Annotated in this window: 17 protein-coding genes; 5 read left to right on the forward strand and 12 right to left on the reverse strand. The window is 39.9% G+C overall.

The features are described 5' to 3' along the window. Positions 1–14 precede the first annotated feature (14 nt). Positions 15–2468: a TonB-dependent receptor plug domain-containing protein gene (locus DN064_RS02010; RefSeq protein WP_115460933.1), complete on the forward strand. Its 2454-nt coding sequence runs from the start codon at positions 15–17 to the stop codon at positions 2466–2468. Here DN064_RS02010 and DN064_RS02015 read toward each other — a convergent pair whose 3' ends face one another. After that, positions 2469–7562, reverse strand: coding sequence for a lamin tail domain-containing protein (locus DN064_RS02015; RefSeq protein ID WP_115460934.1), 5094 nt, complete (start codon positions 7560–7562; stop codon positions 2469–2471). It lies immediately after the preceding gene. A 94-nt stretch (positions 7563–7656) separates the two neighbouring features. On the opposite strand from DN064_RS02015, the gene DN064_RS02020 reads away from it, so the two are divergent. Continuing rightward, on the forward strand, positions 7657–8127 hold the full coding sequence (locus DN064_RS02020; RefSeq protein WP_115460935.1) for a regulatory protein RecX: 471 nt from the start codon (positions 7657–7659) through the stop codon (positions 8125–8127). Positions 8128–8135: 8 nt separating this feature from the next. On the opposite strand, the gene DN064_RS02025 is transcribed toward DN064_RS02020, so the two are convergent. The 6 genes from DN064_RS02025 to DN064_RS02050 all read right to left on the reverse strand — a co-directional run bounded on the left by DN064_RS02025 (position 8136) and on the right by DN064_RS02050 (position 14548). After that, complete coding sequence (locus DN064_RS02025) at positions 8136–8990, reverse strand: cupin-like domain-containing protein (protein WP_115460936.1); 855 nt, start codon at positions 8988–8990, stop codon at positions 8136–8138. 76 nt (positions 8991–9066) lie between these two features. Further along, on the reverse strand, positions 9067–10215 hold the full coding sequence (bioB, locus tag DN064_RS02030; RefSeq protein WP_115460937.1) for a biotin synthase BioB: 1149 nt from the start codon (positions 10213–10215) through the stop codon (positions 9067–9069). A 77-nt stretch (positions 10216–10292) separates the two neighbouring features. Next, positions 10293–11435 (reverse strand): beta-ketoacyl synthase N-terminal-like domain-containing protein, encoded by a 1143-nt coding sequence (locus tag DN064_RS02035; RefSeq protein WP_115460938.1) that lies wholly within the window; start codon positions 11433–11435, stop codon positions 10293–10295. A 60-nt stretch (positions 11436–11495) separates the two neighbouring features. Beyond that, the gene (bioA, locus tag DN064_RS02040) at positions 11496–12764 is read right to left on the reverse strand and encodes an adenosylmethionine--8-amino-7-oxononanoate transaminase (RefSeq protein WP_115460939.1); all 1269 of its coding nucleotides are present in this window, start codon (positions 12762–12764) and stop codon (positions 11496–11498) included. Next, positions 12761–13378, reverse strand: coding sequence for a dethiobiotin synthase (bioD, locus tag DN064_RS02045; RefSeq protein ID WP_115460940.1), 618 nt, complete (start codon positions 13376–13378; stop codon positions 12761–12763). Before bioD ends, bioA begins: the two co-directional genes overlap by 4 nt. Positions 13379–13420: 42 nt before the next feature. Then, positions 13421–14548 carry an aminotransferase class I/II-fold pyridoxal phosphate-dependent enzyme gene (locus DN064_RS02050; RefSeq protein WP_115460941.1) on the reverse strand — a complete coding sequence of 376 codons (1128 nt, stop codon included), beginning with the start codon at positions 14546–14548 and terminating at the stop codon, positions 13421–13423. Between the two features lie 83 nt (positions 14549–14631). Between DN064_RS02050 and DN064_RS02055 the strand changes: the two genes are divergently transcribed. Next, positions 14632–17256 carry a lectin-like domain-containing protein gene (locus tag DN064_RS02055; RefSeq protein ID WP_115460942.1) on the forward strand — a complete coding sequence of 875 codons (2625 nt, stop codon included), beginning with the start codon at positions 14632–14634 and terminating at the stop codon, positions 17254–17256. Positions 17257–17258: 2 nt separating this feature from the next. Here DN064_RS02055 and dinB read toward each other — a convergent pair whose 3' ends face one another. Continuing rightward, positions 17259–18476, reverse strand: a complete 1218-nt coding sequence (dinB, locus tag DN064_RS02060; protein ID WP_115460943.1) for a DNA polymerase IV — start codon at positions 18474–18476, stop codon at positions 17259–17261. After that, the gene (locus tag DN064_RS02065; RefSeq protein ID WP_115460944.1) at positions 18473–21445 is read right to left on the reverse strand and encodes a DNA polymerase III subunit alpha; all 2973 of its coding nucleotides are present in this window, start codon (positions 21443–21445) and stop codon (positions 18473–18475) included. The genes dinB and DN064_RS02065 overlap by 4 nt, the downstream gene beginning before the upstream one ends. A gap of 78 nt (positions 21446–21523) precedes the next feature. Here DN064_RS02065 and DN064_RS02070 point away from each other — a divergent pair, with 78 nt between their 5' ends. Continuing rightward, positions 21524–22300, forward strand: coding sequence for an XRE family transcriptional regulator (locus DN064_RS02070; RefSeq protein WP_115460945.1), 777 nt, complete (start codon positions 21524–21526; stop codon positions 22298–22300). A 70-nt stretch (positions 22301–22370) separates the two neighbouring features. Then, a complete protein-coding gene (locus DN064_RS14125) occupies positions 22371–22538 on the forward strand; it encodes a hypothetical protein (protein WP_157962203.1) in 168 nt (55 codons plus the stop codon). A gap of 68 nt (positions 22539–22606) precedes the next feature. Here DN064_RS14125 and DN064_RS02075 read toward each other — a convergent pair whose 3' ends face one another. From DN064_RS02075 to DN064_RS02085, 3 genes are all read right to left on the reverse strand, one after another. Beyond that, positions 22607–22900: a F0F1 ATP synthase subunit epsilon gene (locus tag DN064_RS02075; RefSeq protein ID WP_115460946.1), complete on the reverse strand. Its 294-nt coding sequence runs from the start codon at positions 22898–22900 to the stop codon at positions 22607–22609. Positions 22901–22932: 32 nt separating this feature from the next. Next, positions 22933–24441 carry a F0F1 ATP synthase subunit beta gene (gene atpD, locus DN064_RS02080; RefSeq protein WP_115460947.1) on the reverse strand — a complete coding sequence of 503 codons (1509 nt, stop codon included), beginning with the start codon at positions 24439–24441 and terminating at the stop codon, positions 22933–22935. Between the two features lie 213 nt (positions 24442–24654). Then, positions 24655–26232 carry an SGNH/GDSL hydrolase family protein gene (locus DN064_RS02085; protein ID WP_115461360.1) on the reverse strand — a complete coding sequence of 526 codons (1578 nt, stop codon included), beginning with the start codon at positions 26230–26232 and terminating at the stop codon, positions 24655–24657. Position 26233: the final 1 nt, after the last annotated feature.

Below are 26233 nucleotides of genomic sequence, written 5' to 3' on the forward strand. Positions count from 1 at the left end.
GAAGCGTCTATCTTATGGTATACAAAACACAATATCGTGTTTTTGGTTATAAAAAAGCCTTAACAACTGTCATTAGCTTGTGGTTTGCCTTAAATCTCTGTGCTCAACAGGTAAAGGTTGTTGATGCTATTGATAATTTGCCAATTGAGGGGGTGGCCATCTATAACCTTAGTAAATCCAAATACGTCATAACGGACCTTAACGGACTCGCCGATGTAACCATTTTTGACGCGGACGAGGACCTCCTTTTTCAGAACTTTCTATTTATAAAACGCACACTTAAAAAATCGGAGTTAGCGGCACTCAGGTATGTGGTGGTGCTGGAAGAAAACATTGAAGACTTAAATCAAGTTGTCATATCGGCATCTAAGTTCTCTCAGGAAAAAACAGACGTGGTTCAGAAGATTGTTACCCTGGATGCGGCAGATATTGTTGTGGCTAATCCGCAAACCAGTGCTGATTTATTGGAAAATTCAGGTAATGTTTTCATTCAAAAAAGTCAACTCGGTGGGGGAAGCCCTATGATTCGTGGGTTTTCTACCAATCGTTTATTAATAACGGTAGATGGGGTACGAATGAACAATGCTATTTTTAGAGGTGGAAACATACAAAATGTGATCTCTATTGATCCGTTTTCCATTCGTGAAACTGAGATTACTCTTGGAGCAGGCTCGGTAGTTTATGGTAGTGATGCCATTGGTGGTGTGATGAGTTTTTATACCAATAAACCACAATTATCCTATAAGGATGAGTTGTATTTTAAAAGCAATGCAGTGGCACGATATTCGTCGGCCAATAATGAATTGACAGGGCATTTAGATCTAAATTTTGGATTAAAAAAATGGGCCTTCTATACGAGTGTTTCCTACTCGAAATTTGATGACTTACGGATGGGGGTCTTTGGACCAGAAGATTACTTAAGAAATCAATATGTCATTCGCCAGGACGATATAGATGTGGTAGTTGATAACCCAAACCCTCGAATTCAAGTACCTACCGGCTATGACCAGATCAACCTTATGCAAAAAGCTCATTATGAACCTTCTGATAATTTGTTTTTTGACTTTGGGTTGTATTATACCTCTACCTCTGATGTACCTCGTTATGACCGCTTACTCAGAACCGATGAAGATGGCCAATTTGTTTCTGCTGAATGGGACTATGGTCCACAACAATGGTTTATGGCTAATGCCCAGTTGACAAAGACCTCCAGTACTTCTAACCTGTATGACCAGCTCAAGGCGACCTTTGCATATCAAAATTTTGAAGAAAGTCGTAAAAACCGTGACTTTCAGTCCGATATACGAACCTTGCGCTCTGAAAATGTGGATGCGTTATCATTCAATTTAGATCTTGAAAAGCGTTTAAGCACAAGAACTAATCTGTACTATGGCTTGGAGTATGTATACAATATGGTTGGGTCTAAGGCCAATACCTTAAATATCAATTCTGGAGAAAGTAGTACCACGGTCACACGCTATCCTAATGGATCCACCTGGCAATCCGTAGCAGCTTATACCAGTGTTAAGTTTAAGCCCAATCCAAAGTTTATTTTCCAATCGGGATTGCGGTACAATCATGTGATTTCTAGAGCTAGTTTTGTGGAGAACAATCAGTTTTTAAACCTACCATTTGATGAGGCTAATTTAAACACGGGTGCCCTTACTGGCTCTGCGGGAATTAGTTGGTTGCCTAGTGATATAGTGCAATGGAAATTTAATCTATCTACGGCCTTTAGAGCACCAAATATTGATGATAAGGGTAAGGTATTTGACTCCGAACCTGGTGCGGTGGTAGTGCCCAATAAGGATCTGCGATCGGAATATGCCTATGGTGCGGACTTGGGCTTAAAGCTAAATTTCTCCAATAAAGTAATCATTGATCTGGGTACTTATTATACCTTTCTTGACAATGCCATGGTGCGTCGCGATTTCACTTTGAATGGTGAAGAGTTTATAATTTACGATGGGGAATTAAGCAGGGTACAGGCCATACAAAATGCCTCACAGGCCTGGCTATATGGTTTCGAAATTGGAGCTCTGGTCAATTTTACCGAGCACCTGAGTTTATTGACCCAGTACAATATAGTGGATGGCAGGGAAAAGGATGCCGATGGTACTGAGGTGCCGGTTAGGCATGTATCCCCCAATTTTGGACGTACGCATATTAAATGGGCTAATGACAGTTTTGAGTTGGATTTCTTTGCGGTCTATAATGCAGAAATCACCTTTGAAAATCTGGCGCCATCAGAAAGGGCCAAGCCTTTTATCTATGCAAAGGATGCCAATGGCAACCCCTATTCACCGTCATGGTATACCCTAAACTTTAGATCCAGTTACCAGTTGGCAGACCAGTGGAGGCTTATTGCCAGCGTCGAGAATCTCACCAACCAATTGTACCGACCTTACTCCTCTGGGATTGCTGGTCCTGGAACTAATGTGATCCTGTCGCTCCGTTACAGCATATAATTAATTCCTTATTACTTTTTTGGTAAATATTGCCATATTTGATAATTCTACCCTTGCTATAAATGGGCCATTGGATAAATTAGGTAAATTATATGTGGCTATATAGTTATTCGGATGCAGGTCGTACAGGAGTCTTCCAAGTAAATCAAAAAGTTGAATGCGTATTATTGGTGAAGGGCCGTTTATTTTGAATGTCCAATAATTACCATTCTCAGGATAGATAAGGAGTTGGTTATCTGGTGATTTGTCATCCGGTATACTTAACAAAGCATCTGAAAAACCTATTAAAAATCTATCTAAGAAAATACCCGACTCACTAGTAAAATAATAATTTGAATCCTTGAGATTGTGAGCAATATTGAGATATTGATCAATTATGTAAATGGATTCAGCTTCCATAAAATCACCAATGTAATGGTCTATAGAAATATTAAATACAACTGGGGTATCAAATTTTGACTCAAACCCTAAGGGAATTATCTCATCTGTTGTTAAGTCTGATTGTGCTTTTGCTTGAATTCCAAATTTCTGAGAATTACCCTCAATGGTTGAGTACAATAAGGCCGGTTTGGAGGAAGACAAATGTCTTTTGGCATCAAACCTTGCTCCATCATATTCTGCTGATGCGTCCGGCAAATAACCAATGAGGGTTTGACACAGCATGCCATTTTCCACATTGATATTAAGCCAAATCTTGTTGAACCCACCAATGCCATTGTTATTTCGGAAAAATTCATTGTTATAACCTGTATGTCTCATGGCATTAGTAAAGCTAACTTCAGCTCTCTTAATTGTTCCATCCACATCAACTACTTGTACTTGAGGATCATCACTCATCGAAATAAAAAATGCCTGACCAGAAGGGATATAGGGATTGGTAAGTTGGTCTCCCTCTGTATTTGGTGAAATGACACCAGTAGAATTTACTATAAAATAATCATCATTTGAGAAATTAATTTGTTGGTTTCCACTGTTAACCGAACTAGGGAGAGTACTTTGGGACCAAATGTACAGGGCACCATCTATTGCACCGGTAGGATTGTCTGTAGCGTCAAATGTGTTCAAATCAAAAAAATCCATAATACTAATAGCTGAAGGGTATGGATTGCCCACAAGATTCCAATTAGTGTCATTACTAGTAGCATCGTTTCTATAGATGTCTACACTTATTGGACCTGTATTAAATTGTCCCGAAAATGAATAAGGATATTGCCCTGAACCGTTGTAAAGCGAGGATTTATGGGTAGCTGCATAGCCTAATCCGTTGGTCATATTGCTAGAGGCCGTTGCTAAAGTCCAATCATTGCCATCATCATCAATATCATCTTGTTCACCAACGTTGAATCCTCCGGTATTTCCTATCTCTGCTTGTCTATCTTCATAGTTTTGTGCATTGAACCAGAAGATACGTTCAGGATTGGCATTGACCAAGGCAGCTGTTGCAATTTCGGGTTGATCTACAGGAGAACTCCAATAGGTATAGTCATACAAGGTCTCTAAAACAGAGGTAGTTTTATTAACAAGCATGGTACCAGCACCCGATACTTCAGCAGTTTCAGAATTTTGAACTAAAGCGCCTGAGGTTTCTATGGTCACATTGCCGTCGGCATAGAGATCGTTCTGTATTTCTATATAAGCATTATTGCCGATATTCAGCGCAAAGGGGCTCCCAACAAATAACTGACAAGCACTAAAACTATTTGCGTTTGTTACAGTTAGGTCGTTGGATAATACGGCAATCGTACTGAGGTCGGGATCCGAGGGTAGCCAGACACTTCCATTCCAAACGCTTCGTTTTAAGGTCAGCATAACCGCCTGGGAAGCTGTATAACAAGTAGCATCATCTTCTCTAATCTGGCAATAGTATTGGTAACCGTCCAAATTATAAGTATTTAAAATGTCAAGCGTTGCAGTGGTGAAATTGTTGTATAATGAGCTGTCACTTATTTCTGTCCAATTTGAATCTCCCGGGACATGCACGTACCACTGGTAGGTAAGCTCTTTGCCTCCAGCAGATCCCTGTTCACCTTCTACTGTTATTGTGGCTGATTTGGAACAAATGTCCTCAAGATCTGAAGGTTCAATTGATACTGACGGTGGGGTGCCTACAGAGAAATCAAAGGTGCCAATGTCAGTATAATTTACCGGAGTGAGTGCATTCCAATCATCTGGATCCCATGTTGTACTAGGTGCAGTTATTCCAGTATTTTTTCTTCTATAGGTATAGTCTTTTGAACTTATAGTGAAGGCATCACCACTGGTATCTCCCCATAAGTCTATCCAGGATTCAGTAAGACCATCATCAAAATACAGTCTTATGTTGTCATCTTCATTAATACCACCAACACCGCTAAACTGATCTGCAACATACCCTCCTTCCGGATCAGTGGCATCGGTTCCGCCAATTCCAATGACATAAATGTCATTATTGAGTAAATTACTACTTAAGGGAATAACGCTTGTGGCACTTGTTTGTCCATTGTTATGAATTCTAATTTCATAATCATCTAAATCTACTGTGCTTCCAGTGCCGTTATAAATCTCAATGTAAGAATGGGAACCAACTCCCTTATCTGTCACCTCACTTATAAATAAACTTGTTGGTACAATTCCTGAGGATCCCTCGCAGGATGAAATAAGGTCATCAATTACATTAAAAGGAGCACTTAAATCACAGTCTAAATCATTATTGACAATCAAATTACTAGTAGAAGCACCACTAGGTATGGTGATTTTTATTTCTGTACTGGATATAACAGTAACGGTAGCACTTATGCCATCGAGACTAGCCGTGGTAGATTCACCAAAATTAGTTCCTATCGCCGTAACAACTGTATTTCTTGGTCCCTCTTCGGGAGAAATACTCAAGACATTGGCACATTCTCCTTCGCCTTGTACATTGAGTCTAAATGGTGAAGTATCGGGGTCATTGCTGTTAATTGAAATAGTGGCGTTTCTGGTTCCTAATCCTGAAGGTGAGAATGCTATTTCAAATGACACCACGTCATTGGGAGGAATAAATCCAAGATTGTTAACCGGTGCTGGATTGGTTACCAAACTGAATTCTGTTGCATTAGATGATGAAATTGAACTAATGTTTAACGCTGCAGTTCCTTCATTTCTGATGTAATAAATCTTAGCTGATGAGGTTGTTCCAATTGCTGTTTGAGAAAATATCGTATTGTTACCTGTACTTGCAATGGCATTTTCGGCGATGCTGGCATAGGTATTTCGTTCCACATCTAATTCCGCCGTCATAGGCGCACAAGTGGATACGAGACTTGTACTGCCTTCACTGCCACCATATAAGACTTCAAACCAATTGCTTGAGGTAGAGGAATTATCCTGAAATAAGTCAATCACATGCAAAGAACCATCTGTATTATTGCCGCCGTCAGTGGTATTGTAGGTGACAGTGTCAATAACAGAATCATCAAATGAAACCAGTTCTATGGTTGTGGTTGAGTTTGGTAAGGTCCCCGTTCCAGAACCGTTGGAATAATCTGCTGTGAAAGGACATCCAGGGTTATATTCAGATTCACCACCATCACCAAGACTAATGGTAATACATGCATTGTCGGCAATTACTGTCCCACAGGGAAATTGAAATTCTGAACTTCCGCCAACTTCAATTTCATAAAAACTAAGGTCCTGGCTAGATCCTGAAACATTACAGATCTCGATCCATTCATCATCAACTCCCGAAGTACTGTACATGATCTCAGAAATCACCACGTTGGCAGTACCGGGGTCGTTTACAGTAAGTGTACCACTATAAGGTGTTCCCCCAGCTGAAGGAACCCCCCAAAAATTACCAGTTCCGTCAGGTAGTATACCTCCATAGGAATAGTCGTTACAATTAATTTGAAATCGACTGGCATAATAATATTCTCCTGGAGGTAAAATGGAACCGTCAATAGTTGCTACATATTCATCATCGTTACCAATGTCTCCATTATAGGTAGCTTCGATCCAAGTCCATCCAGTTGCCGAAGTCACATTATAGGATTGACTTATGTTATTATAACCGATCCAGGCGGTGATATTTGCTCCTTGGCCTGGAGGATCAGTAATTCCAGCTTGATACACCCGACCATAGACATTAAAGTTTTCGCAGAGATCAATACTTCCAGAATAAGGATATTGTATACTTGCAAATCCTGCTGTTTCATTGGTTATGGTTACTTCACCGCTATTATTGGATGCGCCATCCCAAAAACCACCACCGCCTGCATTGTATCCACCATAGGCATAGGGACCTCCGTCATATCTAAATCGACTAGCGTAGTAATAAGTGCCGTCAGTATCCAATTCTGGACCTAAATCCCCTCTATATTCATCATTATTTCCATATTCTGCAAAAAACCCTGCGCTTACCCAATTGGAAGATGCCCATGTGCTCGGGTCTGTATTGGTGGTTGAATATCCAATCCAAGCTTCAATATCCCCGCTTTCGCCTGAATTATTAGTAACTCCGTCCACATTAACTCTGGCATAGACGTAATACTCATTACAACGATTGGTATTACCTGTGGCTGGGGACTGAAGATTGGCAAAGTCTACTGTCGAAAAACTGGTAAAATCATTAATTTCAATGTCATCGATCAACAGTCTTTCATCATCTGATATTGATATTATTCGAATAAAAATATCATCATTAACAATATTTAAAGTTTCATTGAATTGTTGATATGTGGTCGAAGTCACATCTACGATACTCCCAATATTTATCCACGTTGTCCCAGAATTTAAACTATACTGTGTTTGGAATTGCACAGAACTCCCATCCCCATCCCAATGCCTATACCAGAAAGATATTGTGCCAAGACCATTGTCTTTACCATTACCGTCTAATCCTGAATAGAGTAGATATTGATTTGATCCGCTGTCGTCGTTAAATCTGACTGCACGTCCACTTCTTGAATTGTCAGTACTACAAATTGAGTTATTTGACTCCCAATTTCCTGAGGGTAGAGTTGTACTACTAATACCACCATAAGAATTGTCCGTCCAGGTATCAAAACTTTCATTAACCTGCCCATACCCAATACAAGTCACTAATATAAACAGTAATATTGCGTAAAATCTGAACATGAGGGTGGTTGATTAATCGACTAAAAATAAACAAAATTCTCATTCTTTATGTTTTGAGAATTCAGGAGCTTTATTTTAGCATAGATTTAGCCCTATGATTAAGAAGTCGTCATTTACGGTGGATGAGGCCAAAGCTAAAATGGAGTACTACTGTACTTACCAGGAACGTTGCCATAAAGACGTTAAGGATAAGTTGGTGCAGATGAAGATGATACCTGAAGCTATTGACCTAATTCTAGTGCATTTAATTGAGCGCAACTATCTTAACGAGCAACGCTTTGCCGAGCAATTTGTATTGGGCAAATTCCGTATTAAAAAATGGGGGAGACTCCGGTTAAAACGTGAGTTGAAATATCGAGAATTGTCAGAGTTTAGTATTAAGAAAGCACTTGCTTTAATCTCCGACGAAGACTATTATAATGCACTGGATGAATTAGCAGATAAGCGCATTGCAGTTGTTAAGGAACCGCATCCTTTTAAACGCAAAAAGAAGGTTTGTGATTACCTTCTGTATCGCGGTTGGGAAGCCAATCTGGTCTACGAGATTGTTAACGAAAAGCTATGAGTCCAAGATTAAGCCTCGGTACGTACAATAGCCTGTTCATTCTTCCAGTCGATCCATTTTTGTCCCTGGAGGCGTCGCATTAAATTATCATAATTACGCATTAAAAAGACATTGTAAACCGCTTTTCCAAGGTTTTTAGGATTGCGGGCAATGGCTCTTAAGCTCATTGAGAATCCTGGAGTAATATAACGCATGTAATGCCAGTAACCTTCTGGCATGTATAAGACTTCACCATGGTTGAGGTCACAGATCCAACCTTTGGCCTTTTTTAAGGCAGGCCATTTATCAAAATTGGGATTGGCAAAATCAATGTCTTCCCTTGTAATTAGGGAGTGTGGCACCTTATACAAATAGGGATTTTGCTTTTGATCGAAAAGGATGCATTGTTTTTTACCTTCAAAATGAAAATGAAAGATATTGGCTAGGTCAATGTCGTAATGCATGAAGGTATAGGAATCGGTTCCACCAAAGAATAACATAGGCAGGCCCTTCATCAAACGTAAACCAAAATCCGGGTAGCTAAAGTCCTTTTGAAGTTCAGGAACTTCCTTTAATATGTTCCAAAGAAATATCCTGTATTTGGTTGGTTCTCGTTTTAAGAGGTCCACATACGCACTCATTTTCATGGTCGCATGGGCCTCATTAAATCCATCTTTATAATCTACAGGACGGTCATCGTACAGTGGTACTGTTTTATCACCTGCCACCTCTTTCATATAATCGAGGCTCCATTTGGAGTAGGCGGGCCAATCTTCAATAAACTTCTCTATAACCACAGGTTTTTGTGGCTTGAAATAGTTTTTAATAAAGTCTTCCTTGGTAATTGTAGAAACCCTAGGGATGCTTTGCAGATTCAACTTCATAGCATGAGATTTACAGCCGCTAAAGTTAATAAAACGTTACGAAATCTTTTCAACAGAAAAATGAAAGTAGAGTGTTCTACTTTTTAACTGATTCTGTCTCAGATACTAAATCCTTAATTTGTTTTTCTTGTTTACGGATATCTTTAGCCTCCTGTTTCTTTTGTTCGTTACGCTCGATGCTATGCTCTGGTCGTGTCCATTTGGGTTTTTCACCAAGGGCTTCGTACTTTGAGTCAGCCGCCTCAACCGTTTGAGGTTGTACCTTTTTAGTGAAAGGTTTCTGTGGATTGACCCCTAATAAACCAAATAATTTCATGTCTTCGTTCACATCAGGGTTTGGCGTAGTCAGCAACTTGTCACCGGCAAAAATAGAATTGGCCCCTGCAAAGAAGCACATGGCCTGACCTTCTTGAGACATTTGAGTACGCCCTGCACTCAATCGCACCTGGGTTTCTGGCATTACAATCCTTGTGGTGGCCACCATTCGAATCATTTCCCATATCGACACTGGTTCTTCATCTTCTAATGGCGTGCCTTCCACAGCCACTAAGGCGTTAATGGGCACAGATTCTGGTTGTGGGTTAAGAGTAGACAAAGCCACTAACATACCAGCTCTATCTTCTAACTTTTCTCCCATACCAATGATGCCTCCGGAACACACAGTGACATTGGTTTTTCTAACATTGTCGATGGTTTCCAGGCGATCTTCGAAACCACGGGTAGAAATCACCTCTTTATAATATTCTTCTGAAGAGTCCAGATTGTGATTGTAGGCATATAAACCAGCTTCTGCCAGGCGTTTAGCTTGGTTCTCAGTAACCATGCCAAGTGTACAACACACCTCCATATCCAGTTTGTTAATGGTGCGTACCATCTCCAATACCTGATCAAACTCGGGGCCATCTTTCACATTTCTCCATGCGGCACCCATACATACACGAGAACTCCCAGTAGACTTAGCTCTTAATGCCTGAGCTTTTACTTGCTGCACGCTCATTAAGTCATTACCCTCTACACTGGTATGATAACGGGCGGCTTGTGGGCAGTAGCCACAATCTTCGGAGCAACCACCAGTTTTTATGGATAATAGTGTTGAAACCTGTACGGTATTAGGATCGTGATGAAGCCTGTGAATAGTGGCTGCATCATACAGTAATTCCATCAATGGTTTGTTGTAAATATTTAGAATTTCTTCCTTAGTCCAATTGTGCCTTACTTCGCTCATGGTATTGTTTTGTTGTGACAAAAATAGGTTTCTATAAAAAATAAAGATATAACAATTGTCATTAAATTAATGACATTCTATTGGGCTTTTGACAATAGAAGTGAAACGGCATTTCCCCCAAATCCCACGGCATTTACCATAATCTTAGACAGTTTAGAGGGTGGCTCTTGGTCTAGGAAAGGAACCTCAAGAAACTCCTGATGCTCAAGCATGAGCAAGCCCATTTCGATGCTTAATAATCCAGAAGCACCCAAACTGTGACCTACTTGCCATTTGTTAGTGGTTAAAGCCGGAACTTTATTCTTAAATATCGATTTTATCGCTTCATATTCGGCCAGATCTCCCTTTATGGTTCCAGGTGTATGGGTAATAACAACATCTATATCATCAGGCTTAAACTCGCCTAAAGCCATGGCCATGGCATCTTGTATACATTGCGCATTAGATGATAATGAGGCTCCATGAGCTAGGGGTTCTGTAGCATAGCCAAAGCCAATGATCTGGCCTAAAGAATGATTAGGTTGCCCACCCTCCAGGCAAACCATGCCTGCTGCTTCCGATAGGACCATTGTATTCTGCATTTTAGTCATATCTAAGGCACGACAAGGGTAAGACCCATTTTCTTTAGAATAAATCTTTAAGGCTTTCATCTGACCAATGGTAAATGGTGTCAAGGGGGCTTCGGCACCACCTGCCATAAATTTTGTGCTTAAACCCCCTTTAATCCAGGCCATACCATTTAATATGGCATGCAGAGCCGTGGAGCATGTGATGGAATGTGATATTACAGGACCTCTACTTTTGAGGTCATGTGCCACCCAGGAGGATATATTGCCTAAAGTGGTACTCGGTGAACTTAGAGGTGATACTTTTTTTAACTGCTTAAAATCATCGTAATACTGTTCAAATAACCCCGTGGCTCCTCGAGAGGACCCAATGTTGATTCCAAAATTAAAATCACCATTCCAGCCAGATTCTTTGAAGGCTGCACGACTACATTGAAGAGCCAAGTGAGCCGTTTTGTCAAGAGTTCTGTATTGGGATTCTTGCTGAATTGTGTTGAGTTCTTTAGTTGCAGTATCAGACAACTGAGCTACCCAATTACCATCAACCGAAGTAAGCAAATGGCCCCTGCTTTTATAGCTGTTCCAAACGTCTTGTCTGTTATGGCCAAGAGCAGAACTTGTAGAGAGTGCAGTTATGTGAATGGGATCGTGCAAGCTGAATTGATTTGAGGCAAAAATAAGTCTTCAAATTCGAAATAAAGCATGGTAATTGATCTAAATCACCGAGTCCAGGGCCGACTCAATCACCTGATAAATTGTGTTTAATTCACCCTGAGAAATAGTAAAAGGTGCTAAGATATATATGGTGTTTCCAAGAGGGCGCAAAAACACCCCATGATCCATAAAAAATTGAAACAAGCGGTCCCTTAAATTACCATATCGTTCCATTTTTGTATTGATGTCCAGAGCAAATATAATTCCAGTTTGACGTACGGATTTTACCTTAGGATGCTGGGCTATATGTTCACCAAAGCCCTGGTGCGAGTGTATGATATTTTGGATATTCTCTTGCATGTCTTCAGAAAGTAGTAATTCGATTCCTGCTAGCGCAGCAGTACAAGCCAGAGGGTTGGCTGAGTACGTATGACCATGGAAGAATCCCTTAGTAATATCATCGCTGAGAAAGGCTTCATAAATCTCTAGAGAACAGCTGGTAATGGCCATGGGTAATAAACCTGCTGTTAGTGCTTTACTCAAACAAATTACATCAGGTTGTGTTGTCAAATGAAGTGAGGCAAAGTGTTTTCCGGTTTTTCCAAAGCCAGTCATGACTTCATCGGCCACCGTTATGATTCCGTGAGTTTTACAGAATTGTAGAATTTGGTCCAATCCATTTTTGTTGTGCATTTGCATAGCGGCTGCACCCTGTACCAATGGTTCATAAACAAAGGCCGCTATTTTATGATCTTTTGAAAGGTCTTTAAGCTGCTCAATAATACGCTCATGATTGGAACCATCTGGAGTTGGAATGCGTTTTACTTCTAGAAAAAAGTCTTCAAAAGGTCCGTTGTAAACTGATAACCCAGAGACACTCATAGCACCAAATGTGTCTCCGTGAAATCCATCTTCAAAAGCAATGAGTACATGTCGTCGTTCCCCTTTGTTGAAATGGTACTGCAAGGCCATTTTAATACCCACTTCCACAGCGGTGGAGCCGTTATCGCTAAAAAATAATTTCTCTTGATTATTTGGGAGGATGCTAACTAAAGCTTCGGCCAATTCAATTGCAGGAGGATGGGTCATACTGCTAAATACCACTTGATCCAAGGTCTGCATCTGTGCAGAAACCTTTGAGGTAATATATAGATTACAATGACCGTACATACAGGTATACCAGGAAGCAATAGCATCAATGTAAGAGTGGCCATCCTCATCAAAAAGCGTGCATCCTTCAGCTCTCACAATCGCTGTGCTTTCTGGATGGACCTGATGCTGGGTTAGGGGGTGCCAGAGGTGTTGCTTATCCCGTTCTTTATAGGTCATAAAAGATTGGGTTTGAAATGTTGGGCGTATTCTTTAATAACGTTTTGATCGATGTAAGGTTCGTTTTCAATTCGACCAATTACCGGGGTTTTAGTCATGGTATCTATGATGGATTCTGTTGAATCATGTTTGTCCCCGCTATAGATAAGAGAAACATTGAAGCCTTCATTTTTCAAGAGTTTTAAAGTCATTAGGGTATGGTTAATACTACCTAAATAATGTCTAGATACGACGATAACATGGTCTTTTGGTTGAATGAGATCCATTACTGTATCCTTGTTATTCAGTGGTACCAATAAGCCACCTGCTCCTTCGATAACAAGATGGTTCTTAGTTTTTGGTCTGGAAATTAGATCAAGAGTAATATTCAGTCCGTCAATTTTGGCCGCACCATGTGGGCTCATTGGTGTATTTAGAGCAAAACTATTAGGATGGAATATGGTTTTTTTATTAGTCACATAACGACGTACCTTATGCGTGTCGCTATTGTCTAGATCTCCAGCCTGAACCGGTTTCCAATAATCAGATTCAAGAGCTTCAGTTAGTATGGCCGCAGCAATCGTTTTACCAACATCCGTTCCAATACCCGTTACAAAAAAGGTTTTTTGACTCATAAAAGTGACCGTTTAAACAGTGCTTGATACAATTTTTAAGGATCAAACAAAGGTAGCCAACAGCCTTAAAACTTCCGAAATTTCTTCTTTGGAATTGTAAGTATGCAAACAAAACCGCAAACGCTCTTTTCCTTTTGAAACAGTAGGTGATAAAATGGGTTTAACATCAAAACCAACTTCCTGCAGCTTTTGAGAAATACGTTTTACTCTGTCATTTCCTGAAATTACAGCACATTGAATGGCAGAACTACTCTCTATGAATAGCTGACTTAATTTATTTGCCTCAATTTGATCTTTAAAGTAGCTTATAACCTTTGCAAGAGCTTTATCATTGGAGTTTAATTGCAAGTAATTATATGCGCTTATGATACTAGCAATTGCGTGAGGAGGAAGCCCAGTAGTGTATATGAATGGTCTGGAGAAGTTAACCAAATAGGTTTTTAGATCTTTGGACCCTAAAATGGCTGCACCATGACATCCCATGGCTTTACCAAAAGTGACAATACGGGCAAACACTTTTTCCTGAAGTCCAAGAGATTGTACGAGTCCGAATTTAAACACCCCTAAAGCATGCGCCTCATCAATAATACAATGTGCTCCATAGGATTTAGTTAATTTAATTAAACCTGATAAATCTGGAGTGTCCCCATCCATAGAGAAAACCGACTCGGTTATGACGTAGATAGTCCTGTCTGACTCCAGACTGTATTTCTCAAGTAAGCTTTGCAGGTCCTTTAGATTGTTGTGTTGAAACTTATAAGATTTAGCGTGGCTCATGCCAATTGCATCTCTAATAGAAGCATGACAGAGCTCGTCATATAAGACTATATCACCACGTTGGGAAACGCTACTAATTAAACCCAAGTTGGCAGTGTAACCTGAATTAAATACCAAACTAGCTTCCGATAAATGAATCTTACACAAATTGGATTCGAGCAATTTATAAAGAGGATGATTACCGGAGAGTAATCTAGATCCAGTAGCGCCATTGGCCTCAATATTCTCCTCGTGCATTAAACTGTGAGTTTGTTTAAATATGTCCTTGGATTGCGAGTACCCGAGGTAATCGTTAGACGAGAAGTCCACCAATAGGTTGGAGCTTCCAAGTCGCCTGAGCGCGTTCTCCTCTTTGCGAGTTTCTAATTTATTTTGGAGTTTTTTGGGTAGCACGGTGTAAAGATACGAATGCGAGGCCCAGGTAAAAGGAACAAAACTTATCTTTATAGTCTTCAGTTTTTCTGAATAAAAATTGCATGAAAAATACGCTGCTGATTTTGGTACTATTATCAAGCAATCTTCTGTTGGCTCAGTTGAATGCGGAAGTGATAGGTGATGCCATTGATCAAGGTAATAACTGTTACACCATAACTCAAAATCTCGATTTTCAAGCAGGCGGTGTATGGTTTGATAATGCGATAAATTTTGATAATGACTTCACCATTTATTATCAGAATAACTTTGGCTCCAAAGATACTGATGGGGCAGATGGTATGGCCTTGGTTTTCAAAGGAAATCCTTCGGCAGTGATTGGGAGTCCTGGTGGAGGAATTGGCTATCAGGGAATCACTCCGTCATTGGTAATTGAGTTCGACACCTATCAAAACAATATTCCCGCTGAGGGTTTGCTTGATGACCCGGCCTTTGATCATATCGCCATTATGAGAAATGGTGATCCTAATCATAATAGTGTAGCGAATAATCTGGCTGGGCCCGTTCAGGCAAGTGGTTCAAATCCTAATATTGAAGATGGAGTACCGCATGAAGTTAAAATAGAGTGGATTGCTGCTAGTAATCAATTAAATATCTTTTTTGATTGTGATCTAAGGCTAACCTTGAATCAAAATGTAAAACAAACCATATTTTCTGGTGATGATTCTGTGTTTTTTGGGTTTGTGGGGTCAACAGGCGGACTGTCTAATATCCATGAAGTATGCTTTAATAGTATTTCATTTGTAGATAATCTACAGCTTCAAGATAGGAACGTTTGCGAAGGTGAAACCGTTATTGTTGATGCTAGCATACCAAGTGGTGTTAATTATTCTTGGTCCCCTACAGAAGGAATTAGTGATCCTAATAGTCCTAATCCCTTTTTTACTCCATCTACGACGACGACCTACACTGTTACGATTGAAGATATCTGTGGAGAGACCACCACAGGTAATGTGACCTTAACAGTATTGCCTGAGTCTACTCCTGTATTTGACTCGGTGGATCCTATTTGTTTTGGGGAGACCTTAAATCCGCTGCCAACTATATCAAATAATGGTATTACAGGGGTATGGACTCCAGCCTTAAATAATACCGTTACAACAACCTATACTTTTATTCCTGATACCAATCAATGTGCCTTATCATCCACCATGGAAATTGTAGTGAACCCTATTATAATTCCTTTTTTTGATCCCATTGATCCAGTTTGTCAAGGAGAAGCACTAAGTCCGTTACCAAATATTTCAACAAATGGAATATCAGGTTTTTGGTCACCAACATTAGACACAAGCCAAACCACACTTTATACATTTACACCAGAGCCGGGACAAGGTTGTACCGTTCAAGCGACTTTGTTGTTAGAAGTTATAACTAAAGAAGTTCCTGTTTTTGACGCAATTGCTCCACAATGTGAGGGGGCATCCATTAATCCGCTACCAACGGTATCAAATAATGGTATTTCTGGTTCGTGGTCTCCAGAAGTGAATAATTTGGTCACCACAACCTATGTGTTTATACCAGATGTTGATGAGTGTGCTGAAAGTACTAGTTTAGTGATTGAGATTGTTCCAATTGTAACTCCATTATTTGATCAGGTACAGCCAATTTGCCGGGGAGAAACATTGACTCCCTTGCCAGTTCTTTCTTTAAATGGGGTGTCTGGATCCTGGTCGCCAGATTTAAATAATCAAGGAACTACATTATATATCTTCACACCAGATTTTGATGAGTGTGCCTCAACGGTAACAATGGAAATTGAAGTGGTTCCATTAGTTATCCCTGAGTTTGATCCAGTAGACCCCATCTGTCCGGGTGATACCTTAAGTGATTTGCCACTAATTTCTAACAATGGAATTGAAGGGGTTTGGTCTCCAGAACTCAATAATTTGGAAACAACAATATATACATTTACTCCACTTTCAGGACAGGGGTGCACTGTAGAATCTACTCTTGAGATTGTCGTTATCGATCCGGTAGTCCCTGTGTTTAATGAGAGAGATTCCATTTGTGAGGGGGATGTTATGATGCCCCTTCCTGTTATGTCTGCAAATGGGGTATCAGGTTCCTGGTCTCCTGATTTGAATAATCAGGAAACTACCACCTATACCTTTACTCCTGATCCAGGACAATGTACTAATGTGCAGGTTAGTTTAGAAATTATAGTCAATCCAATATTTGAATTAGGGATTTCGGTGAGTCTTGTTTCAGAACCATTTGCAGAAAATCAGACGGTAGAAGCTATGGTCACTGGCGGTTCTGGTAATTATGAGTATTCTCTGGATGGTATAGTTTGGCAAGAATCCAATGTATTTCAAGGATTGACAGGTTGCGATGAATTAGAAATTAAGGCAAGAGAAATTACCACTTGTAGTAATATTGCTTCTGCAAAATTTAGAGTTTTTGATTATCCTAATTTTTTCACCCCTAATGGGGATTCCAATAATGACTTTTGGAATATTTACTGCCTTCAGGATCAGTCGAACGCCATTATAAATATTTATGACAGGTATGGAAAAGAACTGACAAGAATTAGGCCTGATGGCCCTGGTTGGGACGGAAGGTATAATGGACAACCATCACCAGCTAATGATTATTGGTTTAAAGTAAGCTATTCGGATCCTAATGGTGAATTAAAGATTTTGGCATCGCATTTTTCCTTGAAACGCTAAAATTATTGATGTCTGTTGGCTAGAAGTGGGGGGGGTTCTCCCGTAAAAGGATTCCAGCGGCTAATGGTTTTGGCCTCCATCCCTGCCGCACTAACCACAGCTCTGTCCCCATAACGTTCCCGCATCTTATCGATGGCCTGAGCCAGATTCAGATGAATTTCATTGTCTTCAAATAGATTGATTTGGTGCCCTCCCTCTACTAAATGACTAAAACGCACTCCAATAAGTCGTACCAGTAACCTGCGGTTGTAGAGCTTATTAAACAGTTCCAGTACCACAGGAATGAGGTTATGGTCCATAGCACTGTAGGGAATTCGTTTCTGCTGGGTATAGGTTTGAAAGTCTGAATAACGAATTTTAAATGTGACACAGGCTGTTAGTTTATTGCCCCGTCGAAGCTGATAAGCCAGATTTTCGGTCATGGCAATAACCAAGCCTTTTAACTTGTGCATATCGGTAGTGTCCTGACCAAAGGTGCGTTCGGTTGAAATGGATTTGCGTTCGTGGTATTGAATTACGGGGCTGTTATCAATACCGTTGGCTTTTTTCCAAATGCCCAGACCATTTTTACCCAGAACCTTATGCATGAGGTCCATTGGCATTTCCTGAACGGTTTTAATGCGTTTAATACCTAAATCACACAAAGACTTATAGGTTACCTTACCAACCATAGGAATCTTTCTAACTGATAACGGTGCTAAAAAGGGCTTTTCGGTTCCTGAAACAATCCTGATTTCATTATTGGGTTTAGCTTCTCCGGTGGCAATTTTGGAAACTGTTTTATTGACAGATAAACCAAAGGAAATAGGCAGACCTGTTTCTTTCATAATACGCTGCCGAAGTTCTGAGGCTAGTTTATGGCAGCCAAAGAACTTATCCATCCCTGTCAGGTCAATGTAGAACTCATCGATGGAAGATTTTTCGTAGAGCGGTACACTTTCTTTAATAACATCGGTGACTTCTTTTGAAAATTTGGTATATACCCCGGAGTTGCCACGCAATACGATGGCTTCCGGACATAGCTGCTTGGCCATACGCATGGGCATGGCCGAATGGACTCCGAATTTACGAGCTTCGTAACTACAGGAGGCTACCACACCTCTGTCACTGGTGCCTCCTATGAGAATGGGTTTGCCGTTGAGGCGACTGTCTAGCAGACGCTCGCAAGACACGAAAAATGTGTCTAAATCCATATGTACTATAGAGCGATTTTGATTCATGAAGCCAGTGGTGTTTCATCTGCATACCTTGGGTCTTCTATAATGGCCAGATGCTCCATTTTAGAAACCTCAATATTGATGCAATCAAATTCTATTAAAACGGTTCCAGTTATTTCATAGATACCTTTTCCTCTAAAGGGGTATTTGGCGGCAACAGGGGGGAAGTGAACCGTATCAATAAAGTCTCCATCACGGTCTAAAAAAGTGCCAAAGAACATGACCTTTCGGTTAGAAGTTGAGGTAGTTTTAGTGGTGACCAAATAGCCCTCAATAGTTACTTGTTGCTTTTCAAAATGTTTGAGGGCTTTGGCTCTCATTGTATTGGTAGAGACCGTTTTTAGAAGGTGAAAAGGATTGTATAAGGGATAGCCTAATAACTCGATCTGATCAAAAGCATTTTCTAAAGCAGTACTTGGTAATTCGGGAGTTCTATAATTAATACGTTCGGTTTTAAAAAGTGTCATCCGATGCTCCTCTAAAACGGTTTTACTAATTTTTAAATGAGCTTCCCATAGTAACTTGCGTTTGTTTTGTTGTGTGAACCTAAACGCATCAATTTTAATGAGAATGCTTATCTGTTCTATAGAGATAGGTACCCGTTCAATAAAATCATCTAGGCTTGAAAAAGGACCATCTTCATCACGTGCTCTTAAAAAGTACTGGATGGTTTTAGATTCCAGTGACTGCAGAAATTTAAAACCCAGATAGATGGTCTTGCCTTTAATAATGGTATTACTTAAACTGGTATTGATGCAAGGAGCTTCAATTTCAGCCCCATGCATACGTGCTTCGTGAACATAAAATTCTGTACGATAAAAGCCTCCGTAATTATTAATGGTAGCCACCATATACTCTAATGGGAAATAGGCTTTTAAATAAAGACTCTGGTAGCTTTCTACAGCATAGGAGGCGGAATGCCCTTTAGCAAATGCATAGCCTGCAAAACTTTCAATTTGTCGCCAGACCTCTTTAGTGAGATCTTTAGCTTTTCCGGCGTTTTCACAGTTGTCAAAAAACTGTTGTTTTACTTTTAAGAATTCATCTCTGGAGCGAAACTTCCCAGACATGCCCCGTCTCAACATATCAGCTTCTCCAAGTGTGAGCCCTCCAAAATGGTGGGCAACCTTAATGACATCTTCCTGATAAACCATAACTCCATAGGTCTCAGGCATAATATCCAACAATACTGGATGGGCATCCTTACGGCGTTCTGGATAGCGGTAACGCAAAATATACTCGCGCATCATTCCTGATTTGGACACACCAGGTCTAATGACAGAACTGGCAGCTACCAATCCCAGATAATTGTCTACTTGTAGCTTAGTTAACAGCATACGCATAGCTGGAGACTCTACATAGAAGCAACCAATAGCCTTAGCATGTCTTAGCAGGTATTTAATTCGTGGGTCTTTTTTAAAACCCTTAATATCATGGATGTCAATTGGTGGTAGTTGGGGATGGTTATAGGCAATGATTTCTGTGGTTTCTTTGATCTTGCCTAGCCCACGCTGACTTAAAATATCAAACTTATAAAGACCGATATCTTCAGCTGCTACCATGTCAAACTGAGTGGTAGGAAAACCCTTTGGAGGCATAAAAGTAGCGCTGTAATAATGGATAGAACGTTCTGAGATTAAAATACCTCCAGCGTGAATACCCAGATAGTTAGGAAACCCATCTATGTAGGTGCTGTAATAGACCACCAATTGTGAGAGTTTGTCCAGTTGATTGATATTGTATTTGCCACGGGTGAGTACATCCATTTCAGACTTAGGGAGACCAAATACTTTTCCTAATTCTCTAACAGATGCTCTAAACTTAAAGGTGTTGTAAACAGTTAGCAGCGCCGTGTGCTTAAAACGTTTGAAAATAAATTGTGTAATATCATCACGATCGGTCCAGGAAAAATCGATATCAAAGTCAGGGGGATTGGTGCGGAATAGGTTAATGAAACGCTCAAAATACAGGTCCAGCTCCACTGGATCTACATCAGTAATACGTAATAGATAAGCGATAATGCTATTAGCTCCACTACCACGTCCTACATAGAAATAGCCCTTACTTCGGGCATATTTTAGAATCTTCCAATTGATTAGAAAGTAGGAGACAAAGCCCTTCTCTTTAATAATATGAAGCTCCTTCTCAATTCTGTTAAAGATGCGTACTCCTGGTTTTTTGTAGCGATAGTGCAATCCGTCATAAGTAAGCTTCTTTAGTAGCTTAAAATCCAGCTCTGCATTGTTGGTATAAAACCGCTGATTTTTTGGTGTAATACTTTCAAAATCAAAAGTGATATGACAGCTGTCAAGTAAAGCATTGCTATTGCTAATAAGCTCCGGGAAATTACGGTATTGAGCACACAATTCCTCATAAGGTATCATGGTAGCATCGGGCTGCCCTTCTTCGGATTTAGGAAGTTTACTTAAAAGTGTGTTGTTGTCAATAGCGCGCAAAAGGCGGTGGGTATTGAATCCTTTTTTGTTTTGAAATGAAACGGTTTTTAAAACGACCAGTTGGTCCCGATACTCATTCCATTTAGAAAATTTAAGTTGATTGAGGTCTTTGGGGCTGATCCCTAAAAACTCATTTTTTCTCAATTGAAAGTCTTTACCACTTTGATACGGATAAATAGCATAACAATCCTCTAAAACATATTCTGGCCGTTCAGGGATTCTGGAGTTGGGTTGGTGTAGAAATGTCGAGAGGTAGTTGTTGATATTTTGGAAGCCTTTATTGCTTTTGGCTATAAGAATAAATTGTTGTTGGGCACTATTTCTAAAGTCGACTCCTAGTACTGGCTTTATCTTGTATTTTTTTGAAAGCCGCATTACATCCAAACAAGCAGTAGTGCTGTTAATGTCTGTAAGCGCTAGCGTTTTCACCCCGTTTTCTGAAGCGATAGCGAGTAGCTGTTCTGGTTTAATAGTGCCATATCTTAGGCTGTAATATGTGTGACAGTTTAAATACATCAGGAGAACAAAATTAACCCCTATATGTAGCTATTATTGCTTACATTTGTAGTAAACAATGTTAAAGTTGAAACAATTATGAAACCCATTCAAGCCAATATCAGACACCTGCGAAATTTAAAACAGTTGTCTCAAGAGCGTTTTGCCGATGAATTACAATGGTCCCGATCCATGGTAGGCTCCTATGAAGAAGGGCGATCTGAACCTCCTATACAGCGATTGATAGATCTGTCTAATTACTTTAATATTCCAATTGATATTCTGGTTAGAAAAGACCTTAGGTTGGCTAAGGACACCTCTTTTATTGAGGTGGGTAACAAACGCGTCTTATTTCCTGTAACGGTTAATGAAGATAATGAAGACCTTATTGAAATTATCCCAGCAAAAGCATCGGCCGGTTATTTATCGGGTTATGATGATCCCGAGTATATAGAACAGCTTCAGAAGATAAAACTTCCTTTTTTACCTACGGGAACGCACAGGGCATTCCCTATTAAGGGTGATTCCATGCTGCCGGTTAAAGATGGGTCTTTTGTAGTGGCAAAGTTTTTAGAAAATATAAGTGAACTTAAAACAGGGCGCACCTATATTGTACTAACTAAGGATGATGGCTTGGTATATAAACGCGTGTACCTTCCTGAGGGCAATGAGACCCACTTATTATTAAGTTCTGATAATAAAGCATACCAGCCCTATTTGGTGCCAAAAGCGGCTATTTTGGAGCTCTGGGAATTTACCTGTTGTATCAACACACAGGAGTATGACGAAAAGGAACTTAAACTCAGTAGTATTATGACTATGTTCCAGGAATTAAAAGTTGAGTTGGAGCAAATTAGAGGCTTTGAAATGAGTTAATAGTATCAAATCTTAAAAAATTGTTAATTTTTTTGTAACTTGATGACATAACTAACAAAATCAATCGGTTATGGAACCAATCAATCGCTCTTTTACAGAGAATCGCATTATTGATGCAATTACAGTAGTAGCCGTTGTTCTATTCTTAATTTTCTTTATTAAATCGGTTATAATGCTAATTGATGCTTTTCAGGATCAAATGTATTATAATGCTGTAGCACAATTAAGTTCCGTTTAAAAATGGGGACTCAATAAAAAAGTCGCAGTGGAAACTGCGACTTTTTTGTTGTTTATAGCTTAGTTGTATTAATCTGCTAATACAATTACTTTATTGTCTTTAGATTCTACAGTACCTGATTTGATATTCAAGGTAAGAACCTTTTGGTCTTCGAAATGCGGTTCGATATCACTGTGTAATTCGTCATAAACAATGTGAGTTTGTGTATGAACCTTAATTCTAACTGTGCCTTCCTTTAGTGTGGAAACGATAGGCGCGTGATTATTCAGCATTTCAAATTCACCCTTAACCCCAGGGACAACTACAGAATCAACTTCTGAACTGAACAAGGTGGCTTCCGGTGATACAATTTCTAAATACATACAAAATCAATTAATAATTGATAAACTGCTGATTAAGCTTCAGCTAACATTTTCTCTCCAGCTTCAATAGCTTCTTCAATAGAACCTTTAAGGTTGAAAGCTGCCTCTGGAAGGTGGTCTAATTCACCATCCATAATCATATTAAATCCTTTGATAGTTTCTTTAATATCTACAAGTACACCTGGTATACCAGTAAACTGTTCAGCAACATGGAATGGCTGAGATAAGAAACGTTGTACACGTCTTGCTCTTGACACAGCTAATTTATCTTCTTCTGATAATTCTTCCATACCAAGGATGGCAATAATATCCTGTAATTCTTTATAGCGTTGTAATAACTCTTTAACACGCTGTGCACAGTCATAATGATCGTTACCTAAGATCTCAGGCGTTAAAATTCTAGATGTAGAATCTAATGGATCAACCGCAGGGTAGATACCAAGCTCTGCAATTTTACGAGAAAGTACTGTTGTTGCATCTAAGTGGGCGAACGTAGTAGCAGGTGCAGGGTCAGTTAAATCATCTGCAGGTACATAAACTGCCTGTACAGAAGTAATAGATCCTTTTTTAGTTGAGGTAATACGCTCTTGCATCGCACCCATCTCTGTTGCCAAAGTTGGTTGGTAACCTACCGCAGAAGGCATACGACCTAGAAGTGCAGATACCTCAGAACCCGCTTGCGTAAAACGGAAAATGTTATCTACGAAGAACAACACGTCTTTTCCTTGACCATCACCAGCTCCATCACGGAAATACTCGGCAATTGTCAAACCAGAAAGTGCTACTCGTGCACGTGCACCAGGAGGCTCATTCATCTGACCAAAAACAAAGGTAGCTTTAGATTCTTTCATAGCCGCTTTGTCCACTTTCTGAAGATCCCATCCACCTTCTTCCATAGAGTGCATAAAGTCATCACCATATTTAATAATTCCTGACTCTAACATCTCTCTTAAAAGATCATTTCCTTCACGTGTTCTTTCTCCTACACCAGCAAATACAGATAAACCACCGTGACCTTTTGCAATGTTGTTAATTAATTCCTGAATAAGTACTGTTTTTCCAACACCAGCACCACCAAATAATCCAATCTTTCCACCTTTCGCATATGGCTCGATCAAATCAATTACTTTAATACCAGTAAACAGTACTTCTGTAGACGTTGAAAGTTCTTCAAATTTTGGAGCCTGTCTGTGGATTGGAAGACCATCGTCATTTGCTTTAGGTAAATCTCCTAGACCATCAATGGCATCACCAATTACGTTAAATAAACGTCCGTAAACGTCTTCACCAATTGGCATTTGGATTGGAGCCCCAGTTGCTACAACTTCTGTTCCACGGCTTAAACCATCAGAAGAGTCCATTGCAATGGTACGTACAGTATCCTCACCAATGTGTGATTGTACTTCAAGTACCAATGTTGAACCGTCAGGTCTTGCAATTTCTAAGGAATCATAAATTTTTGGAAGTTCAACTTCAGTCCCGAATTCAACATCGATAACCGGACCTACAATTTGGGCAACTTTACCTGTAACTTTTGACATTACTTATATGTTTTTATTTCTCAATATTTTAAATAAGAAAAACCACCTGGTTTTTGCGCTGCAAAGATACAGTTTTAAATTAATTATGCGAACAATATTTTTGTCAAAAAAAAGACTAAAGAACTTGCGTTTATTGGCCTAGTTTAAACCTTCTATTTGGATATAAAAAAACCCAGAGTTAATCTGGGCTTTTTAGATATTTTAAACTTGGTCTTATTGTAAAGTGGGAGAATAATTTGTTGGATAATCTCCAGCCTTAGCACCGTTACCCGATTCTATAAAGTTGGAACCATATTTCTCATCAATAGCTTCCAAGAATTTATTAGCTGCAAGAGCATAGCCTCTTGCGGTTAAATGCACTCCATCTAATGAGAATACACCACCAAACACTAGGTCAGACGTTAACATGTAATCATCAAACATGATTCCAGTCGTGTTTAACTCCACTAATAATGCGTTTGCATCAACTAAAGCCAGACCATTTTGGCTAGCGAGTGATTCTATGGTGGCATTGAAATTAGTTACAGCCATATTTGCCATATCAATTTCGCCATTTTCACCACCTGTTAACACCCATTGGTTTTCAAGAGGGAAGGTAACTCCATTTACTGATAGTTGTCCTGCCGTTTGAGGATCTACTCCAAGACCTACTAATTCAGCAAAGCGTGCTTCGTTAAGGGTAGCTATGACAGCTGAACTAGGTAAGGTTAAAAGATCATTTGCATTGGCCTGACGTGATTGGCCGTATTGCTGTGCTAATAGCCCTGCTGTCTGAGGATCTAAACCACCTCCTATAAGCACTTGAGCAAGCTCAACCGAAATATTTGGGAGTGCTGCATCGAAAATAACAACTGGACTTGCTTCTGTTTCAGAAAAGACTACCGATCGCTCAGGCACACCTAGAAAGGCATAAGCCGCATTTAAAGCTGCGAATTGCGCATTTAAGGCAGGAATTTGAGGTCCAAAAGCTGGATTAGATGGGTCCAACGGTGCAAAAGGTATAGTAGTTAAGAATGGAATAGTCGTTACATCTGGGATATTGGCTATAACTCCGCCAGAAGTAGCTCCTGCCATGAGAGCAACAGTGGCCCCAAGTGCTTGATCAAAAACTGGTTGCGGGGTTATAGGTCTTACACCACCACTAGTAGCAAAACCAAGTACATCGTTGTTACCAATCCATAAACTAAAGAAGGTAGGGTTTTGAGCCAACGCCAATTCTACCATAGTTGCATTTGGTGCATTTCCCGTAACGCGAACGGCGTATGGATTTGCTGCGTCTGGTAAATTTGCAATATTTCCATAACCAGGTGCCAATAAGTGGAAACTGGCAGCTCCAGGAATTCCTAAATTATTAAACGGACCAATTGGATTATTTAATACGATATCCGTAGTTACGGTTACTGGACCAATTACCGATTCCAGTGGAACAGGACCTGCACCACCAAATACAAGTCTTGGATCAAATCCAGGAATGCGCACTCCACCAGCCGCTAAACCACCAAAATTGTCATTGGTTAAGGGTTGGTTAAAGGCTCCCCCACCAACTAAGGCCATCTTTTCGGCCATAATGTTAGGATAAGAGTTAAACTGGGATGCTCTGAAAAGGGCATTGTCTGTAAACCCTGATGTAAGGGAATTACCCAAAGCTACATAGGTGGAAAAATCTGCAGTTCCCGCTTCAAGAGGTGGAAACACCTCTTGCTGAGGAAGTCTAAAATTGTTAACATCATCGTCACATGATAGAAAGGCAAGCACTAATAAGCTTAAGCCAATATATTTTAGTGTTTTCATT

Source organism: Winogradskyella aurantiaca, assembly GCF_003362725.1.
GTDB classification, from domain to species: domain Bacteria; phylum Bacteroidota; class Bacteroidia; order Flavobacteriales; family Flavobacteriaceae; genus Winogradskyella_A; species Winogradskyella_A aurantiaca.

Bases quoted from the DNA above. Each gene is read 5' to 3' on its own strand.
- DN064_RS02010 (WP_115460933.1), top strand. From the start codon at position 15: ATGGTATACAAAACACAATATCGTGTTTTTGGTTATAAAAAAGCCTTA.
- DN064_RS02015 (WP_115460934.1), bottom strand. From the start codon at position 7,562: ATGTTCAGATTTTACGCAATATTACTGTTTATATTAGTGACTTGTATT.
- DN064_RS02020 (WP_115460935.1), top strand. From the start codon at position 7,657: ATGATTAAGAAGTCGTCATTTACGGTGGATGAGGCCAAAGCTAAAATG.
- DN064_RS02025 (WP_115460936.1), bottom strand. From the start codon at position 8,990: ATGAAGTTGAATCTGCAAAGCATCCCTAGGGTTTCTACAATTACCAAG.
- bioB (WP_115460937.1), bottom strand. From the start codon at position 10,215: ATGAGCGAAGTAAGGCACAATTGGACTAAGGAAGAAATTCTAAATATT.
- bioA (WP_115460939.1), bottom strand. From the start codon at position 12,764: ATGACCTATAAAGAACGGGATAAGCAACACCTCTGGCACCCCCTAACC.
- bioD (WP_115460940.1), bottom strand. From the start codon at position 13,378: ATGAGTCAAAAAACCTTTTTTGTAACGGGTATTGGAACGGATGTTGGT.
- DN064_RS02055 (WP_115460942.1), top strand. From the start codon at position 14,632: ATGAAAAATACGCTGCTGATTTTGGTACTATTATCAAGCAATCTTCTG.
- dinB (WP_115460943.1), bottom strand. From the start codon at position 18,476: ATGAATCAAAATCGCTCTATAGTACATATGGATTTAGACACATTTTTC.
- DN064_RS02065 (WP_115460944.1), bottom strand. From the start codon at position 21,445: ATGTATTTAAACTGTCACACATATTACAGCCTAAGATATGGCACTATT.
- DN064_RS02070 (WP_115460945.1), top strand. From the start codon at position 21,524: ATGAAACCCATTCAAGCCAATATCAGACACCTGCGAAATTTAAAACAG.
- DN064_RS14125 (WP_157962203.1), top strand. From the start codon at position 22,371: ATGGAACCAATCAATCGCTCTTTTACAGAGAATCGCATTATTGATGCA.
- DN064_RS02075 (WP_115460946.1), bottom strand. From the start codon at position 22,900: ATGTATTTAGAAATTGTATCACCGGAAGCCACCTTGTTCAGTTCAGAA.
- atpD (WP_115460947.1), bottom strand. From the start codon at position 24,441: ATGTCAAAAGTTACAGGTAAAGTTGCCCAAATTGTAGGTCCGGTTATC.
- DN064_RS02085 (WP_115461360.1), bottom strand. From the start codon at position 26,232: ATGAAAACACTAAAATATATTGGCTTAAGCTTATTAGTGCTTGCCTTT.